The following is a 16,958-nucleotide window of genomic DNA, read 5'->3' as shown; positions in this document are numbered from 1 at the left end:
TTCCTCACCAGTGGGTGTCGGGGGCGGGCTTCAGGGTGTTGTCCTTCCAGTCCGAGTACGCCGCGTTGTACGGCTTCTCACCGCTTCCGAACTTCTCCTGGGTCAAGCTTGTCAGGTCGCTCTTCCCCAGCGCCTTGTCCGTGACGTCCATCCCCATGCCGGTCCAGGCGACGCCGAGGCCCGCTTGATAGGACCTGTACGCCTTGTCCGCAGCGGCCCCGGCGGCTTCCGGGAAAGCGGCCTTGTTCGCCTTCAGCAGCTTCCCCATACCTGCCATCTCCTTGTCGCCGAGGTGCCCGATCGTCGACCAGGGGCTGACTCCCAGCGGGTTCTTGGCGACCAGGCCGACATTCTGGGAGATGGACTTGCGCATCGCGTTACGGGACGCTCCGACGGCCTGCCGTCCCGGCCCTTGCGGCAGTTTGGTCATCAAGCGGCCCGTGTCGTCCAGGATGCCCTTGACGCCGCTGAGCCCTCGGCTCAGGCCGGCGGTCCGGGCGGTCTGAGCGGCACCCACGGTGGCCTTGGCGCCGCTGGCGAGCTTCGCGGCGGCCCCGAGGCCGCCCACGACGAGCAGCCCGCCCACGACGTCGAAGATGACATCCGTCCAGGTGGCGTCGCCGGACGCCACCAGCAGGAGTCTCAGTCCGATCGTGACCACCGCGATACCGAGGACGAGGAGGTTCAACCCGGGGATGGCGAGCGCCAGAAAGCCCGCGGCCGTCGCGATCCAGCCGAGAACATCGATGAACGCCTTGATCAGGTCGGCGTTGTCATGGGCCCAGCCCTTGACGTCGTCCCACCACGAATCCTCGATCACGTCGTCGATCTCGTCACGGATCTCGCTCGTGTAGTGGTCGGCGCGGGTGTCCCGGTCGCCGGTGACGGTGTGCAGGCGGGTCCGGTACGACTCGAGGGGGTCGTCGGCGGGACTGTCCTCCGAGCCGGACTTCTTGGCCTTGTCGGCTTCGACCTCGTCCTGCTTCTCCTTGGCCTGGCGCAGGATCTTGTCCGCGTCGCCCTGGAAGTCCTCCAGCTCGTTGGACCACTTGGTCAGATGACCGTGCACCCGCTCATACCGCCCGGCCACCTCCCGCATGTGCTTCTCCAGCGTCGAGGACTCCTCGCGCAGGGACTTCACGTACTTGCCCTTGAGCGTTTCGTCGTCGCTGATCGCCTTGAGGTTCTTCGCCTGGTCCCGGAGCTTCTTGGCCACCGAGATCATGTGCTTGACCTCGTCACGGATCTCCTCCGGATCACCGGGAACGGGATCGGAGTCGCACAGCGGCTGCCAGTCCACCGGACGGCGCTTGGATGTCGGTGTCATGGCGTCACTTCTTCTGCTGCTTCTTGCCCGTCTTGGCCAGCTTCTCGTCGAGATCCTCGAACGCCTTCTTGCTGCCGGTCACGAGCTTGCCGACCGATTCGATGGACTCGACGAGCTTGGTGCGGTAGTCGTCCCAGTTGTTGACGAAGTCCTCCATGGCCCCGGCGACGGAACCGGAGCCCCAGTGCTCGTTCATGTCGTCCCGGCGGTTCTCGATGTCCTCGAAGGTCCTCTTGAGCTGGCCGAGCTTGCGCTCGCAGTCCGCGAGGAACTCATAGTCGACCGTCAGGTCCGGGTCACCCATGCCGTTCCGTTCCCCCAGTTCGATCCCGCTGTGGCGCAGTACGCCGTCAGGCAAAGTTCTGACCAAGACGACTGACGCTAACGGTGGGGGTATCGGTTTCGCCAGGGCGAACTTCCGCACGGGGGCGGCAAAGCGGGGCATACGGAACAGATGCTGCTACCGCGTCTCACCCCGGCCAGACGATCGACTGGAGTTCGCTGTAGGCGTGCAGGGCGTATGAGCCGACGTCGCGGCCCACTCCGCTTTTCTTGAAGCCGCCGAACGGGGCCTCCATGTTGCGGCCGATGGTGTTCACGCCGACGCCGCCCGCGCGCAGCCGCCCGGCCACCCGGAAGCCGCGGGCCACGTCGCCGGAGAAGACATAGTCGATGAGGCCGTAGTCGCTGTCGTCGGCGAGGGCCACCGCGGTGTCCTCGGCGTTCTCGGGGCCGTCCGCGTCGAAGGGGACCACGACGACCACCGGGCCGAAGATCTCCTCGCGGACCACCCGCATGTCGGGGGTGCAGTCGGCGAGGAGTGTCGGGGCGACGTAGAAGCCCCGGGTGAGCGCGGGGCGTTCGCCGCCCGCGACGAGCCGGGCGCCCTCCTTGCGGCCGGCCTCGACGTACCCCTCGATCCGGTCGCGGTGGGCGGCCGAGATCACCGGCCCGACCACCGTGCCCTCGGCGGCCGGATCACCGACCTTGGCCTTGAGGTGCCCTGCGTACGCCGCGAGCCGCTCGACGAGCCGGTCGCAGATGCCCCGTTGGGCGATGACGCGGGTCGGTGCCGTACAGATCTGGCCGCTGTAGAAGGAGAACGTCGTGCCGATGCCCGCCACCGCGGCGGCGAGCCCGTCCTCGCCGACGTCGTCGAAGACGATCGCCGCGCCCTTGCCGCCCAGCTCCATCAGCTGCCGCTTCATCGTGCGGCCGCACACCTCGCCGATGCGCTGCCCGACGGCCGTCGAACCGGTGAAGCTCACCATGTCGACGTCCGGTGCGGCGACCGCCGCCTCGCCGACGGCCGGGTCCGTCCCGGAGACGACGTTCACCACGCCGGGCGGCACCCCCGCCTCCTCCAGCGCCGCCGCCATCCCGTACACCGACAGCGGGTCCTGCGGGGCGGGCTTCACGACGACCGTGTTGCCCATCGCGAGGGCCGGCGCCACCTTGCCGGCGGGGTTGGCCCAGGGGTTGTTGTACGAGGTGATGCAGGTGACCACGCCGACGGGCCGGCGGACGGCGAGCGCCCCGATGATGCCCGCCCTCCCCATCGGCCCGGCATCGTTGATCTGCGGCGGCAGCGCCTCCTCGACCGGCTCCAGGGCGCCCTTGGCGTACCGCTGGAAGCGCGCCACCGCGACCGCGACCTGCATGCCGCGCGCCGTGCCGGTCGTCGCGCCGCTCTCGGCGCGGGCCAGTGCGGTGTACGTGTCCGCGTCACGCCGCAGCACTGCCGCGGCGCGCTCCAGGATCGCCGCCCGCTCCTCCGGCTTCGTGCGCGACCAGCCCGCGAAGGCCTCACGGGCCGCCGCGGCCGCCGCGTGCACCTGCGCGCCGCTCGCCTCGGGCGCGAGGCCGACGACCTCCTCGGTGGCGGGGTTCACCACCTCGTAGTGCCCGTGGTCGGGCTCGGTCCACTCGCCGCCGATGAACAGCCGCCGGGCGCGCGGGCCCCCCGCCCCGACACCGGTGCCGCTCACTTGGTGCTCACCGTCCTGGTGTCGCGCCCGGAGCGCAGCACCTTGCCCGGCACCGCGCCGGTCACCACGTCGCCGCGGATCGCCTCGACGCCGTTGACCCACACCGCCTCGACTCCGATCGCCTTGGAGTCAAGGCGGGGGCTGTCGCCGGGCAGGTCGTGCACGAGCGTCGCCTTGCCCGCGTCGATCCGCTCCGGGTCGAACAGGACCAGGTCGGCGTGGAACCCCTCGACGATCCGGCCCCGCTCGCGCAGCCCGAAGAGCCGCGCCGGATCGTCGGTGAGCATCTTCACGGCCTGTTCGAGCCCGACGAGCTTCCGCCCGCGCAGACAGTCGCCGATGAACCGGGTCGTGTACGGGGCGCCGCACATGCGGTCCAGATGCGCGCCCGCGTCCGAGCCGCCCAGCATGACGTCCTCGTGCTGCCAGGTCTCGGCCCGCAGCGCCCAGGAGTCGGGGTCGTTGTCGGTCGGCATGGGCCACAGGACGGTGCGCAGCTCGTCGTGGGCGCAGATCTCCACGAGGCAGTGGAAGGGCTCCTGCCCCCGCTCGGCGGCGATGTCCCCGACCACCCGCCCGGTGAGGCCCTCGTTCGCCTCGGAGTACGTGTCCCCGATGACGTACCGGTCGAACCGGGCGAGCCGCCGGAAGACGCCCGCCTCCTTGCTGCTGGCGTGCGCCAGCATCTCGGCGCGCACGCCGGGGTCGCGCAGCTTCGCGATCCGCTCGGGCACGGGCAGTCCCAGTACCTCACCCCACCCCGGGATGAGGTTGAGGGCGCAGAACGTGCCGAGCGACATGTTCATGGGGGTGAGGATCGGCATGGTCAGCGCGACGATGCGGCCGCCCGCCTTACGGGCGCGCTCGCTCGGCACGAGCTGGCGCGGCACGCGTTCGGGGACGGCGGCGTCGATGGTGAGCACGTTCCAGTTGAGGGGCCGTCCCGCGGCCGCGCTCATCTCCACGAGCAGATCGATCTCGTCGTCGCCGAACTGGTCGAGACACCCGGCGACGATCGCCTCCAGCTGCGTCCCCTCGTGCTCGGCGACGGCCCGGCTGAGCGCGAGCAGCTCGGCGGGGCGGGCGTGGCGGGACGCGACGGGCTGCCCGTCGCCGTCGGAGTGGGTGGAGGACTGGGTGGTGGAGAGCCCCCAGGCCCCGGCGTCCATGGCCTCGTGGAAGAGCCGCACCATCTCGTCGAGCTGCGCACCGGAGGGCTGCCCTCCGACGGCGTCGGCGCCCATGACGTACCGGCGCAGCGCGCAGTGCCCGACCATGAAGCCGGCGTTGACGGCGATCCGCCCTTCGAGGGCGTCGAGATACTCCCCGAACGAACTCCACGTCCAGGGCGCGCCCTCCTCCAGGGCGACCAGCGACATCCCCTCGACCTTCGACATCATCCGCCGCGTGTAGTCGGCGTCACCGGCCCGCTCCGGATGGAGCGGCGCGAGCGTGAACCCACAGTTGCCGCCGGCGACGGTGGTCACGCCGTGGTTGAGGGAGGGCGTGGCGTACGGGTCCCAGAAGAGCTGGGCGTCGTAGTGCGTGTGCGGATCGACGAACCCGGGAGCGAGGACTCGCCCCTGGGCGTTCTCACGGCTCCGCGCCTCCTCGGTGACGGTACCGGGCTCGGCGATGACAGCGATCCGCCCGTCCCGAATCCCGACGTCGGCGACGTAGGCGGGTCCACCGGTCCCGTCAACGACGGTGACGCCCGCAATGAGGTGATCAAGCATGACGGGTCCCCTTCCGAGGAGCGGGGTGGGTATGGGGGTAGGGGGGTAGGGGGGTATGAGGGGGCGTTGCGGTTTGGGGGGGGCGGGATTTCGGCCCGTACGGGGGTCTGTCAGCCCGTTCGGGAGGGCTTTCAGCCCGTACGGGGTTCTCCTCAGCCCGTCCGGGAGGATCTTTCAGCCCGTACGGGGTCTCTCAGCCCGCCCGGGGGCTTTCAGCCCGTACGGGGTTCTCTCAACCCGCCCGGGGATCTTTCAGCCCCTCCAGGGGACTCTCAGCCCGTACGGGGTTCTCTCAGCCCGTACGGGGGTCTCTCAACCCGTACGGGGGTCTCTCAACCCGTACGGGGGTCTCTCAACCCGCCCGGGATTCTCTCAGCCCCGCCCGGGGGGATCTCTCAGCCCGTCCGGCGTTTGAGGACGAGCCCGGAGGGCGATGAACGGCCCACCGGCGGGCGGACATACGACACACCGTGGGGGCGAACGTTTCAGCCCGTCCGGCGCTTGAGGACGAGCCCGAAGGGCGACGATCCGGGGGCCCGGGGGCAGCGCCCCCGCGACGGCACCCCCGTGACACCGCCCTCCGCCCGGGAAGGGCCCCGGCCTCCATCCGGGAGAGGAGGCCGGGGAGTAATGAGGTCCAAGCCCGGCGGGCTACGCCCCCGCCCCCGCCCGGAACCGCGAGGTCCGATGCACAGGATCCGTATCGATCTTGGGAATCACATGCTCCCCGATCAACTTGATCGTGTTCTTCGTGTCCTCGGGCGAGATCCCGATCGGCAGCCCGAAACTGAGCTGATCCGCCCCCGCCTGCTCCCACCGCTTGCACTGCGTGAGCACCTCGTCCGGGTCGCCGCAGATCATCAGCTCCTCGGCGATGAGCAGCTCGATGATCTCCGCGCTGTACTCGGGGAGCAGCTCGGGCCACTCGGGGATGCCCTCGGGCCGGGGGAAGGTGTCGTGGTAGCGGAAGAGCAGCGACTGCAGGTAGTTGAGCCCGCCGCCGACCGCGATCTCGACCGCCTTCTCGTGCGTCTCCGCGCAGATCGCCGTGGAGGTCACCATGACGTTGTCGTTGACGAAGTCGCCGACCGCCTCGGCCTCCTTGACGGCCGACTTGTAGGACTCGACGACCCACTCCATGTCGGAGACCTTCTGCACGCTGAACCCGAGGACGCCGAGCCCCTTCTTGCCGGCCATGGCGTACGAGGACGGGGACCCGGCGGCGTACCACATCGCGGGGTGCGACTTCCCGTACGGCTTGGGCAGGATCTTGCGGGGCGGCAGCGACCAGTGCTTGCCCTGGAACCCCACGTACTCGTCCTGCAGCCACATCTTGGGGAACTCGGCGATGGTCTCTTCCCATATCTCCTTGGTGTGGTTCATGTCCGTGATGCCCGGCATGAAGCCGAGGATCTCGTGCGAACCGGCACCGCGCCCCGTGCCGAACTCGAAGCGTCCTTCGGAGAGATGGTCGAGCATGGCGACCTTCTCGGCGACCTTCACCGGGTGGTTGACCGGGGCGAGCGGGTTGAAGATGCCGGAGCCCAGGTGGATGCGGTCGGTCGCGTGCGCGAGGTATCCGAGGTAGACGTCGTTGGCGGAGAGGTGGGAGTACTCCTCCAGGAAGTGGTGCTCGGAGGCCCACGCGTACTTGAAGCCGGACTTGTCCGCCTGGATGACGTACTCGGTCTCCTCGATGAGCGCCTTGTGCTCCGCTTCGGGGTCGACCTTAGCCCGCTGGGCGGGCACGTATCCCTGTACAAAGAGACCGAATTCCAAGGAGGTTCACCGTCCTCGTGAGGTTCTGACGGTTTCTGACGACCCGTCAGATCGTGATGCGTCGACTGTTTCACCGGGGGGTCGGGGCGTCAATACCTGATACGGCGTCAGCTGAGCCGCGCACCCGCCGGACCGCAGGTGACTCCCCGGCCGGCCGGCGCCCTGCGCCACCGTCACACGATGCCGTCACACGACGCTGACGCCCGCCAGCCACCCTCCGTCGATGACGAACGGCTGGCCCGTGATGTACGCGGAGTCGTCCCCCGTCAGAAAGAGCGCGAGCGCGGCGACCTCTTGAGGCCGTCCGATCCGCCCGAGCGGCACCAGCTTCTTGTACAGCTCCGCGACCGCCTCGCCCGCCGCCTGCGGGTCGGCGTCCGGGTCGAGCTGGGCGGGGTTGGTCATGGGGGTGTCGACGGCGCCGGGGCACACGGCGTTGACGCGGACGTTCCGCCCGGCGAGCTCCACCGCGGCGACCCGGGTGAGGCCGAGGATGGCGTGCTTCGTCGCGGCGTACGCGCCGACGAAGGCCATGCCCGTGAGGGCGGTGTAGGAGGCGGTGTTCACGATCGTGCCGCCGCCGGCCGCGGCGATCTCGGGGGCGACGGTGCGGATGCCGAGGAAGCAGCCGATCTGGTTGACCTGGATGATCTGCTGGAACTCTTCCAGGGGGGTGCTGACCAGTTCGTTGAAGCGGAGGATGCCCGCGTTGTTGACGAGGCCGTCCATCTTGCCGAAGGCGTCCTTCGTGGTGGCTACGGCTGTCCGCCACTGCTCTTCGTCGCCCACGTCCAGGTGGACGTAGCGCGCGCTCTTCTCTCCCAACTCCTGGGCGAGCGCCTCTCCTTGCTCGTCGAGCACATCGGCCACGACGACCTTCGCGCCCTCCTCGACGAAGAGGCGCGCCTCCTGCTCGCCCTGCCCGCGCGCCGCGCCGGTCACGATGACGACGCGGCCGTCCAGCTTGCCCATGGGTGCTCCTTTGCCCTGGTGAGAGGGAGGTCGTGGCGCTGTCAGTAGTTTGAATGGCTACGGTGGCTTCAGTCGTTGTTGAGGTGGGGGGCCACGTCCGCGGCGAACGCGGCCATTTGGTCGGTGAGTTCGGTACGGCTGCGGCTGCGGAACCTCACCTGGATCTGGTCGACGCCCATCGCCCCGTACTCCCGCAGGGACTCGGCGAGCGCGTCGGGTTTGCCGGTGAGGGTGCGGCGGCCCACGGACCAGGCGGGCTCGCCGACGTAGAGGGCCTCGGTGATGGCCCCGACGACGATCCGTTCCGTGATGCCCGCGTCCTCCCTGAGCCGGCGGAGGCGGGCGATCTGGGCGGGAAGCTTGTCGCGCGGGTCACCCTGCGGGAGCCAGCCGTCGGCGCGGGTCGCGGCGCGGCGGACGGCGGCGGGTGAGGAGCCGCCGACCCAGAGGGGGACGTGCGGCTGGGCGGGGCGGGGGAGCTGGCCGAGGTCGCTGAAGTCGTAGTGGTCGCCGTGGTGTTCGGGGTACTGGTCCGGGCCGAGGGCCGCCCTGAGCGCGTCGACGGTCTCGTCGAGGAGGGGGCCGCGCCGCTCGAAGTCGACGCCGAGCGCCTCGAACTCCTCCGGTACGTGTCCGGCGCCGACCCCGAGGATCAGCCGGCCGCCGCTGAGGTGGTCGAGGGTCGCGTACTGCTTGGCGGAGAGGAGGGGGTGGCGCAGGCCGACGATGGCGACGTGGCTCATGAGGCGGACGTGCCGGGTGGCGGCGGCGAGGAAGGCGAGGGTGGCGACGGGGTCGTACCAGGTGGTGCTCATCGCGTCGGCGAGACGGCGGGGGATGGCGACGTGGTCGCAGCTCGCGATGTAGGCGAAGCCGGTGCGGTCGGCGGTGCGGGCGATTTCCAGGAGGTCTTCGGGGGCGGCGCGGGCCTCCCAGGGCTCGGCGTAGAGGGAACTCTGGGACTGGACGGGAAGCTGCATCCCATAGACGACCCGCCCCACCGGAAAGCTCATGGTTGCCCTACTCCCTGTGTATGGGTGCGTGAAGGTAAATCTGACGGCACGTCACATGCTGCTACCTGACGGGGTGTCAGGCAAGGGCTGGGGGCGGGTGCGCTTGCGGGGCTGTCTTGGGTGGTGCGGGTGCGGGGGCGTGGCGTCTGCGCCTTGGGTTCGTCTGTGGGTGCGGGGCCGCGGGGGTATGTGCGTACTCGCCATCCACTGTTCGCCACGCCTCGCGGACAACATTGCTATTGCTGGCTCGGTGCTCCGTGCGCACATACCCCCACGTCCCCTCCCGTCTCGTACGCGGCTGCGGCCCGGTGGGGCAGCTCCCCGCGCCACCGCACATGGAGGCGGACGTCTGTCCGCCAGCGCTCCCACCGCGGCGTCACGGGGCGCAGCAGCCCGCAGAGGGGGCGGGAGGCCCTCGCTGCGCCCCGCGCGCGGATGTACCAGCAGCGAGCGCCCGCAGGGTGCATCTGGCATCCGTGGGCGGCTCAAAGAGTTCGACGACTGGAATGACCCCTTCCCTGCGGTGCCCCACTCCGGGATGATCGGACCGCAACATGGCGCAACTCTCCGGACGCAGGAGGCGGTCATGGCACTACTTCTCATCGGGCTCGACCCGGACACCGGTGGAGGCAACTGCCCGGCAGTGTGGGTGGACCAGCCCGAAGGCCCCGGTACAGAAACCGAGTTGGTCATCCAGGGGTGGCTTGCTGACGCCGCCACACTGGAGCGTTGTGCAAGCGACAGCCCGAAACCCGACACCGAGGCCGTCATCCGCGTTCCCGCGCGAATGGTGGCGCAGATCAGGGAGGCATGCGACGTTGTCGAACGTTCCCGGCTTTGACGAACTCCTCGACAGCACCCAACACCGGGCCCTGCATCTGGAGATGCGCGACAGCTACAGGGTGAGCGAGGAGGCGGACACCGTCGCCGCTTGGCGCGCCACCGGGCAAGTACCCGGTTTCGAATCGGACTTCTGGCGCCCCTGGGTCGAGCTGGTACAGCGCACAGTCGCCCGAGGCGTCGAGGTACGCCGTGCCCGTGTGGTGTCAGAACCTGTTACGGAGTACATCCGTTTCGAGCATGCGATCACCGGCGCGAATCTGTTCGCCGGAGAGCAGGTGCGCTGGCTGCCCCGCGCGAAGGCGTCGCATCTATTGCTGCCGGGCAACGATTTCTGGCTGATCGACGAACGCATCATCCGCTTCAACGTATTCACCGGTGACGGCCTGGCAATTGAGCCGCAGGTCAGCACCGACCAGGCCGTGATCAAGCAATGCGCGGACGCCTTCGAGACTGTCTGGGAACTAGGGGTCGACCACTCCCGGTTCTCCGTCTGAAGCGGCCGCACTCCGCGCAACCATGACGAGTACGCCTTCCTCGGCCGCGCAGGCGGCCCGCGCCCAGGTCGCCGCACGCCTGGTCGACGTGCGTAAGAGCGCCGGCCTCAAGGCGATCGAGGTCGCGGCCGCCTGCGGCTGGCACAAGTCGAAGGTGTCGCGGCTGGAGAACGCGCGGACGCTGCCCACGGACGCGGACATCCGCACCTGGTGCGCCGCCTGCCGCACGCCCGGCGTCGTGGAGGAGTTGATCGCCCGGACACGGGACGCGGATCTGCTGTACGTGGAGTGGAAGCGGCTGCACCGCACCGGCATCCGCCACATGCAGGAGAGCGCTGTGCCGCTGTACGAGCAGACGCGGCTGTTTCGCGTGTACTGCTCCAACGTCGCCCCCGGCCTGTCCCAGGTGCACGGTTACGTCGAAGCTCTCCTGGCGACGATCAGCAACTTCCAGGGCACCCCCAACGACGCCCCGGAAGCGGCCACCGCACGCCTGGAGCGGTCCCGCGTCATCTACGAGCCCCAGCACCGCTTCGTGTTCCTCATCGAGCAGGCCGTGCTGGCCTACCGGTTCGGGACACCGTCCGTGATGGCCGGGCAGCTCGGTTACCTGCTGGAAATCATGTCTCTGCCGTCCGTCGCGTTCGGCATCATCCCGCAGAACGCAGAGCGGGCCATGTGGCCGCTGGAGACGTTCATGATCTTCGACACCAGCCGTGTGCAGGTCGAGACGCTCACGGCGGAGATCAACATCAAGGACCCCGAAGAGATCCAGGTCTACGCGCGCGCCTTCGACCGGCTGCGGCAGATGGCAGTCTTCGGGCCTGCGGCCCGCGCTCTGGTGACCGCGCAACTCACCGCCCTTGGTTGACCCTGCCGCGCAACTTCGCGCAACTTCCTGGCACCCTCCCTTCGGCCATCTCTAGCGTCATTGCTGTCTCCACGCTCGCCACGACGACGGAGCGCGAACGACTCAGCCCTGACCGACATCGGGAGGCCCCGCATGAGTTCCCCCGCTCCGAGTTCCGCGCGCCGCGATGGTGAGCCGGTGGACCTGGCTCGCCTCGACAACGCCGTCCACCGCGCCGAAGGCCTCGCCGTCGCCGACCCTGCCGGTCCGCTCGCCGACGAGGTCGCCGCCGAGCTGTCCTCCTATCTGCCACCGCTGCTCACCCAGGCCGAGAGCCGTCTCGTCGCCATGGGCGGCAGCACTCCGGCCGCGCAACGCGCCCGCGACGTCCTGGCGGACTCCATCCGCCACGGCCAGGCCGTCCACGAGGACCAGCGGGCGGCCGTCTTCACCAACCCCGTCGCCCGCCTGTATCTGCTCACCGGCGCGTGCCGGCTGCTGAAGAACGCGGTCGTGCCCCGGTGGTGAACGGCTGGGAGCGCCACCACGCCCGGCGCCCGCACCGCTCGCGTCCGGTCGAGACCCTCATCACCACGGGGTTCATCGCGCTGGTGATCGTGTCGTTCAGTACCGCCCTGTACGCGGTGCTCTCCCGCTCCTGAACCATCACCGATCCGGAGGTGCCTCCGTGAGTACGCCCACCGGGCCCGTGCCCGGGCCGGATCCGCCGGGAGGCCCAGCCCCTCACCCCACGCACGCACGCACCACCACCACCCCGCCACGAAAGGCCACACGCCATGGGTAAGCACCAGGGAGAGCCGTCCGACAAGCCGTGGACGCCGCCGCCGACACCGCCGTCCCCGGACGGCAGCGGCCCGCGGACATAGCGGGCGGGCTCGTGGACCACCGTCACATCGCCGCGCAAGAGCTCGAGGTCATGGGGGCCTTCAGGTCCCCGTGGCTTCGGCCCGCCTTCCACGCCGTGGACCGCGAGGCGTTCGCGCCCGCCCGTTTCTGGAGCCCTGTCGCCGACAGCGAGGGTCTGTACCCGGTCATCGACCGTGACCTGGACGAGGACGTCTGGCGGCGCACCGTGTGGGGTACTCACGCCTCACTGGTCACGCAGATGAACGACGGGGCAACTCGCGTCGAGGACGGGCCCGCCCGCGGGGACTTCTCCTCATCGATCTCCGCCCTGGACATCGTCTTCGAGAAACTCCATCAGCTCGACCTCGCGCCCGATCACCGGGTGCTGCACCTGGGCACCGCGTCGGGCTACGACTCGGCGCTGCTGTGCGAGCGCGTCGGCCCCGGCCGTCTGACCACGCTCGAATGCGACGGCGCGCTCTCCGCGTGGGGGCGGAAGAACCTGCGCGCGGCCGGGTACGCGCCCACGGCGGTGTGCGGGGACGGCCTGGACGGGTGGGAGCCGACCGCCCCCTACGACAGGATCATCGCGACGGCCTCCGTGTGCCGCGTTCCCGACGCCTGGCGCCACCAAGCCGCCGAAGGCGCCGTCATCGTCACGCCGTACACCACCGCATACGGCAGCGGCGGCGCGCTGTTGAAGCTCACCGTCGACACCGAGGGCATCGCCACCGGGCGTTTCGTGGGCTCCGCCTTCTACATGCTCGCCCGCGCCCACCGCCCCGCCCGCCACCTCAGAAGCTGTGTCGGGTCCTGACATGACAAGTTGAGTCGGCTTTCTGCGCAGGTCTACGTCGTCCGGCCGGAGCCGGGGTCAGCGTCCCAACTGCCGTTCCTTCGCCACGTCAGCAGCGGGAACGACGCGAATCTCACGCTGGCTACGTGAGTGAGCATCGCGTTGTTCCCGCTAGTTCTGGCGATGTCCAGCCCCTCATGTGGGCGGCGGCGCAAGGCGGCTCGCCGTCGGTTAGCCCTTGTCCGCACGATGGCCTGAATGATCATATCCCGATTGACGGTGCACGGAGTGACATGGTCCGATCACGCTCGGTCTCGGAGCCGAGGCCGATCGCGCCTCTCATTACCACGGAGGCCAACCACAAGGGGGATCTTTGCTCGGCAACACATCCCGCAACGTCAAGGCGGCGCTTACCGCTGGCGTCGTTGCGTCGGCCCTGCTCATTCCGGCAGCTGGATCCGCTACGGCTTCTTCGAGCGGACCAGACGTGACGGTGCAGGCCGTTGATCCCAACACGGCCTGCAGGAGTCACGGTAAGAACTACGTCGTGCGCACGTACTTCCGCGGGCCTGAGAAGTACACGTTGCGCTGCGGCACCCGCACGTGGGGTTGGAAGCACATCAAGGCGGGGCACGGCTGGAACAGCACGATGGATAGGAAGACCAGTGCCGCCATATGGTCCGGCAAGTGGAACGGAGGTGGGTACTCGACCTGGAGCGCTTCCTGCCCAAGCCGCGAAACGTTCCGTACCAAGATCGGAACGCCCGCCGGCACCAACGACCTGCGGACCGCTTACCGGGTCACGAGCCTCGCCGCCGCCAGCTGCTAGCGACTAACGTGGGCTATCCGCGGACGAGGTGAGAGGTGCATATGGTGGCTTACACACCGGCTGAGCGCGTCCTGGCTCGCTCATACACCTCCGATGATGGCGGGACCAGGTTCAACGTCACCGACCTGACGGTAGACCATCACCCGGACCGCAGCGTCACGTTGACCTACCGGCTCAGCATCGAGCGGAAGGGTCACGCCGACGAGTGCTGGGTGTTCACACTGCCATGGAGTGACAGGTCCTTTGTGGACGTGTTCACCTCGTCAGCCCCTGATCCTGAGCGTCTTCGTCAACTGGTTCAGCTGGTGCGTGGCCTTTTGGAAGAGTGGTGGGATACCAAGGGGTACAACCGTAAGTTCGCGAAGATGGGGAGCCGGTGTTCCTGAGCTGCCTCTATGGGCAGTAGGTGAGACTGTCGTCGCCACCGAGCTCGCCACGTTCGCGAGGACCGAAGTTGCCCCCCTGCATGGCCGCTATAGCTGCGCGGCCTGTGTAGGCCCTCACCGTTCCACGTTGGGTCGACGTGTGCGTAATCGCTCGGCTGTGCATGGCCGGCTGATACATGGCGAAGGGCCGGGCGGCCGCTGGTGAACGGCTGCCCGGCCCTTCGCCGGTTGTGATGGTCATCGGCCACCCTGCCCTGGGCGACTTCCACGAGCGCCGAGCCCATCTGCCGTCGTCGTGCGTACGGTGCCGGTATGACCGGGAAGAGGGCGCCTCGGCTGCGGCTGGTGGCGTCCGTGGACGTCGCTGCGGGCCCGCGGTTGTGCCGTGGGTGCGGTGAGCCGTTGATGCCGAAGGCGAAGGCGACGGCGGTGTTCTGCTCGTCGAAGTGCCGTTCGCGGAGCTGGCGCGAGGGCCGGCGGATGCGGGCGCGGACCGAGGCGGTGCAGGCCGGCCGGAGAGCCGAGTGCCCGCAGTGCGGGCAGGCGTGGACAGTCGGTGTCGAACGTCCTGCCTCGGCAACGTACTGCTCTCCCCGCTGCCGCAAACGGGCCTGGCACAGGCGGCGCACGCGGCAAGCCGGGGTGTGAGCCGCGCGCCCAGCACGGCCGGGGCCGCTCCACGCGCCGGGACATGCGCCCTGGATGGCCTTCCGGGTCTGCCTCATGGTGCCAAGTGCCGGTATTGCAGGGCGAGTTGACGGTGCAAGGGGTGCCGCGCCCTAAACCGTGGGGGTGGTCCGGATGACCGCGATGGTCGGGAGTGTGAGCCGGGAACGCTACGACGAGCTGGTCAAGCTGGGGCGGGACTGGGTGGCCACGATGAGCGCGGCCCAGTGGCAGGTCGGGGACGCGGCCGGGGAGATCGAGCCGATGCGCTCCTATGGAGGCGCGAACCCATTCGGGAAGGACGACCTGTTCACCGTCAGCGAGGCCATCCGGATGTTCGCGGAGGACATCGGCCTGGCCTACTCCACGGTCCGCGACTACCGGTGGGTTGCCTCGCGCTGGCCAAAGCAGCACCGCCGGGCGGACGTCTCCCACACGATCCACAAGATCCTGGCGTCCATCCCCGATGAGCAGGAGCGTTTCGAGGCGGTGAACAACCCCCCGCCCTATCCGCGCGGCGGGCCGCCACGCTGGACGCACGACAGTGCCAAACGCGTGGTCGGCTGGAAAGTCGACTCCCCGCAGAACATTCAGGAGAAGGTCGAGGCGATCCACGACCTGGCCACCGACGACTCGGTCGCCGCAGTGGTGACCACCGACTTCCTGCGCCGCCCCGCGGTCGCCACGAAGGCTATGGCCGACGACACCGCTCGGCATGCGGTGAATGAGGCGCAGTTCGACCGGTTCCGCCAGCAGGCCCAGTACGTGCACGAGGAAGCTGCCCCGCAGCTGCAGCGCATGGAACACAGTACACAGTTCATGGACCTGGTCGCGGCCTGCGCCCAGTTCGTCGCGACGGCCGGCCGTATTGTCCCGAACCTGAAGGGCGAACGCTACGACGACGCCGAACGCGACACCATCGAACGCGGCCTCTCCCGTGTTCGCGCCGCGGCGGACTGGATCGAGAACGCCGTCACTCGCGGCGAAGTCGACCTGGACGAGCAGCTGGAAAAGCTGCTGAAAGGCTCGGGTGAATAGGCGATGGGGCGGGGCCTCCCCGCTCACGTCCACGCCGAAGCCGTCCTCAAGGCCCTCCAGGAGGCCCGCCCCTCCGGGCTGACGATCACCCAGATGATGGCCGCCACCGAACGCACCCGCTCCCAGGCATACACCGGGATCGCGAGCCTGCGGAAGATCGCGGCCGCCCGCGGTCTTCCGCCGGTGACCTGGGACAAGACCTGGGGCTACCGGATGCTGGAGGACGCGCCGGAGGTCTGGATCGGCTACGAGCGGGCGTTCTTCGACATCCTGCGCCACCGCGTGACCAACTTCATCGAGGGCATCCTGCTCGCCCACGAGAAGAAGGCACCCGACGACCCCTACATCCGCACCGTGATCACGCAGATGAGGGCCGTCGAATCCACCTTCGAGCTCCTGTCCCACCTGGAATAACTCATCACGGAAAGGTAACGGGCCGCGACCGCACGGCAGTTTCCTCCCCTCCCCGCGGTCGCGGCCCGGCCTCGCCATGCTGCCGCGCTACCACTACCCCTCCGACCTGTCCGACTTCGAATGGACGCAACTGGAGCCCCTCCTGCCGACCCCCGCATGCCAGACCACCAAGGGCGGAGCGCCGGAGAAGTGGCCGCGGCGCCGTGTCGTCGACAGCATCCGCTATATCGTCGACAACGGAGCGAAATGGCGCGCTCTGCCCGCCGACTTCGCCATCCCCTGGCGCACGACCTTCGGCTACTTCGCCCGCTGGGCGAAGGCGGGCGTGCTCACGAAGATCCTCGACCAACTCAGGCGCCGCATCCGTCTGAACAGCGACCGCTGCCCCTGGCCGGTCCGCGTGATCATCGACGCGCAGTCCGTCAAGGGCGCCGAGACCGTCTCCAGCGCCACTCGCGGATACGACAAACGCAAAGACATCAATGGGAGGAAGCGCCACCTCATCGTTGACCAAGACGGGCTCTTCGTCGATCTGCTCGTCACTCCCGCTGACGTCCAGGAGCGGGCCGCCGCCCGCATCCTGCTCACCCGCCTGCACGCCGCCCACCCTGAGATCGTCCTGGTCTGGGCCGACAACGGCTATAGCCGACAACGGCTATAGCGGAGCGGAGTTCGCCGCCTGGGCCCAGACCACACTCGGCATCACCATCAAGGTCGTCCCCCGCCCCGAGGACGCCGTCGGATTCGTCCTGTTGCCCAAGAGGTGGGTGGTGGAGCGCAGCAACTCGTGGACGATGCGGGCCAGGCGCAACGCGAGGGACTACGAACGCCTCATGTCCCACGCCGAAGCACACATCCAGTGGGCCTTCATCACCCTCATGACCCGCCGACTCGCCCGCCAACACCGCCGCGGAGCGCCTGCGTTGGCCCAGAAAGAGCTCGCAGCAGCCGCCTGATCGA

18 protein-coding genes are annotated in these 16,958 nt (G+C 69.1%); 11 read left to right on the top strand and 7 right to left on the bottom strand.

The window, feature by feature from the left end:
* Positions 1-4: 4 nt before the first annotated feature.
* From ACFYO9_RS22165 to ACFYO9_RS22135, 7 genes are all read right to left on the bottom strand, one after another.
* Positions 5-1,327 (bottom strand): hypothetical protein, encoded by a 1,323-nt coding sequence (locus ACFYO9_RS22165; RefSeq protein WP_358774969.1) that lies wholly within the window; start codon positions 1,325-1,327, stop codon positions 5-7.
* Positions 1,328-1,331: 4 nt separating this feature from the next.
* Complete coding sequence (locus ACFYO9_RS22160; RefSeq protein ID WP_358774970.1) at positions 1,332-1,631, bottom strand: hypothetical protein; 300 nt, start codon at positions 1,629-1,631, stop codon at positions 1,332-1,334.
* 166 nt (positions 1,632-1,797) lie between these two features.
* The gene (locus tag ACFYO9_RS22155; protein WP_358774971.1) at positions 1,798-3,315 is read right to left on the bottom strand and encodes an aldehyde dehydrogenase family protein; all 1,518 of its coding nucleotides are present in this window, start codon (positions 3,313-3,315) and stop codon (positions 1,798-1,800) included.
* Positions 3,312-5,051: a D-aminoacylase gene (locus ACFYO9_RS22150; protein ID WP_358774973.1), complete on the bottom strand. Its 1,740-nt coding sequence runs from the start codon at positions 5,049-5,051 to the stop codon at positions 3,312-3,314. The genes ACFYO9_RS22155 and ACFYO9_RS22150 overlap by 4 nt, the downstream gene beginning before the upstream one ends.
* Positions 5,052-5,702: 651 nt before the next feature.
* The gene (locus ACFYO9_RS22145; RefSeq protein ID WP_355807726.1) at positions 5,703-6,830 is read right to left on the bottom strand and encodes an LLM class flavin-dependent oxidoreductase; all 1,128 of its coding nucleotides are present in this window, start codon (positions 6,828-6,830) and stop codon (positions 5,703-5,705) included.
* A gap of 186 nt (positions 6,831-7,016) precedes the next feature.
* On the bottom strand, positions 7,017-7,802 hold the full coding sequence (locus ACFYO9_RS22140) for a glucose 1-dehydrogenase (protein WP_358774974.1): 786 nt from the start codon (positions 7,800-7,802) through the stop codon (positions 7,017-7,019).
* 68 nt (positions 7,803-7,870) lie between these two features.
* Positions 7,871-8,815, bottom strand: coding sequence for a TIGR03619 family F420-dependent LLM class oxidoreductase (locus ACFYO9_RS22135; RefSeq protein ID WP_358774976.1), 945 nt, complete (start codon positions 8,813-8,815; stop codon positions 7,871-7,873).
* Between the two features lie 586 nt (positions 8,816-9,401).
* On the opposite strand from ACFYO9_RS22135, the gene ACFYO9_RS22130 reads away from it, so the two are divergent.
* From ACFYO9_RS22130 to ACFYO9_RS22080, 11 genes are all read left to right on the top strand, one after another.
* Positions 9,402-9,656, top strand: a complete 255-nt coding sequence (locus tag ACFYO9_RS22130) for a hypothetical protein (protein WP_358774978.1) — start codon at positions 9,402-9,404, stop codon at positions 9,654-9,656.
* Between the two features lie 43 nt (positions 9,657-9,699).
* Positions 9,700-10,152: a DUF6879 family protein gene (locus tag ACFYO9_RS22125; protein WP_358710716.1), complete on the top strand. Its 453-nt coding sequence runs from the start codon at positions 9,700-9,702 to the stop codon at positions 10,150-10,152.
* A gap of 22 nt (positions 10,153-10,174) precedes the next feature.
* Complete coding sequence (locus ACFYO9_RS22120; protein ID WP_358774980.1) at positions 10,175-11,023, top strand: helix-turn-helix transcriptional regulator; 849 nt, start codon at positions 10,175-10,177, stop codon at positions 11,021-11,023.
* Between the two features lie 132 nt (positions 11,024-11,155).
* A complete protein-coding gene (locus ACFYO9_RS22115) occupies positions 11,156-11,530 on the top strand; it encodes a hypothetical protein (protein ID WP_358774982.1) in 375 nt (124 codons plus the stop codon).
* A complete protein-coding gene (locus ACFYO9_RS22110) occupies positions 11,524-11,664 on the top strand; it encodes a hypothetical protein (protein WP_358774983.1) in 141 nt (46 codons plus the stop codon). Before ACFYO9_RS22115 ends, ACFYO9_RS22110 begins: the two co-directional genes overlap by 7 nt.
* A 170-nt stretch (positions 11,665-11,834) precedes the next feature.
* Entirely contained in the window at positions 11,835-12,686 is an 852-nt protein-coding gene (locus tag ACFYO9_RS22105; RefSeq protein WP_358774985.1) for a protein-L-isoaspartate(D-aspartate) O-methyltransferase, read from the top strand.
* A gap of 352 nt (positions 12,687-13,038) precedes the next feature.
* Complete coding sequence (locus tag ACFYO9_RS22100; RefSeq protein WP_355807742.1) at positions 13,039-13,494, top strand: hypothetical protein; 456 nt, start codon at positions 13,039-13,041, stop codon at positions 13,492-13,494.
* Positions 13,495-14,681: 1,187 nt separating this feature from the next.
* Positions 14,682-15,584: a DUF6192 family protein gene (locus ACFYO9_RS22095; protein WP_355807744.1), complete on the top strand. Its 903-nt coding sequence runs from the start codon at positions 14,682-14,684 to the stop codon at positions 15,582-15,584.
* Positions 15,585-15,587: 3 nt separating this feature from the next.
* Positions 15,588-15,998: a hypothetical protein gene (locus tag ACFYO9_RS22090; RefSeq protein WP_355807745.1), complete on the top strand. Its 411-nt coding sequence runs from the start codon at positions 15,588-15,590 to the stop codon at positions 15,996-15,998.
* Between the two features lie 76 nt (positions 15,999-16,074).
* Positions 16,075-16,659 carry an IS5 family transposase gene (locus ACFYO9_RS22085; protein WP_358774989.1) on the top strand — a complete coding sequence of 195 codons (585 nt, stop codon included), beginning with the start codon at positions 16,075-16,077 and terminating at the stop codon, positions 16,657-16,659.
* Entirely contained in the window at positions 16,547-16,954 is a 408-nt protein-coding gene (locus ACFYO9_RS22080) for a transposase (RefSeq protein WP_388666525.1), read from the top strand. Before ACFYO9_RS22085 ends, ACFYO9_RS22080 begins: the two co-directional genes overlap by 113 nt.
* The last annotated feature ends 4 nt before the right edge of the window (positions 16,955-16,958 follow it).

This window comes from Streptomyces sp. NPDC005863 (assembly GCF_042871345.1).
Classification (GTDB): domain Bacteria; phylum Actinomycetota; class Actinomycetes; order Streptomycetales; family Streptomycetaceae; genus Streptomyces.
The sequence above is the reverse complement of the archived record's forward strand: the minus strand, read 5'-3'. Positions and strand labels throughout refer to the sequence as shown.

Coding starts and splice junctions, on each gene's coding strand:
- ACFYO9_RS22085 (WP_358774989.1), top strand. CDS start 16,075: ATGCTGCCGCGCTACCACTACCCCTCCGACCTGTCCGACTTCGAATGG.
- ACFYO9_RS22125 (WP_358710716.1), top strand. CDS start 9,700: ATGCGCGACAGCTACAGGGTGAGCGAGGAGGCGGACACCGTCGCCGCT.
- ACFYO9_RS22115 (WP_358774982.1), top strand. CDS start 11,156: ATGAGTTCCCCCGCTCCGAGTTCCGCGCGCCGCGATGGTGAGCCGGTG.
- ACFYO9_RS22140 (WP_358774974.1), bottom strand. CDS start 7,802: ATGGGCAAGCTGGACGGCCGCGTCGTCATCGTGACCGGCGCGGCGCGC.
- ACFYO9_RS22150 (WP_358774973.1), bottom strand. CDS start 5,051: ATGCTTGATCACCTCATTGCGGGCGTCACCGTCGTTGACGGGACCGGT.
- ACFYO9_RS22095 (WP_355807744.1), top strand. CDS start 14,682: ATGACCGCGATGGTCGGGAGTGTGAGCCGGGAACGCTACGACGAGCTG.
- ACFYO9_RS22090 (WP_355807745.1), top strand. CDS start 15,588: ATGGGGCGGGGCCTCCCCGCTCACGTCCACGCCGAAGCCGTCCTCAAG.
- ACFYO9_RS22130 (WP_358774978.1), top strand. CDS start 9,402: ATGGCACTACTTCTCATCGGGCTCGACCCGGACACCGGTGGAGGCAAC.
- ACFYO9_RS22165 (WP_358774969.1), bottom strand. CDS start 1,327: ATGACACCGACATCCAAGCGCCGTCCGGTGGACTGGCAGCCGCTGTGC.
- ACFYO9_RS22120 (WP_358774980.1), top strand. CDS start 10,175: ATGACGAGTACGCCTTCCTCGGCCGCGCAGGCGGCCCGCGCCCAGGTC.
- ACFYO9_RS22160 (WP_358774970.1), bottom strand. CDS start 1,631: ATGGGTGACCCGGACCTGACGGTCGACTATGAGTTCCTCGCGGACTGC.
- ACFYO9_RS22135 (WP_358774976.1), bottom strand. CDS start 8,815: ATGAGCTTTCCGGTGGGGCGGGTCGTCTATGGGATGCAGCTTCCCGTC.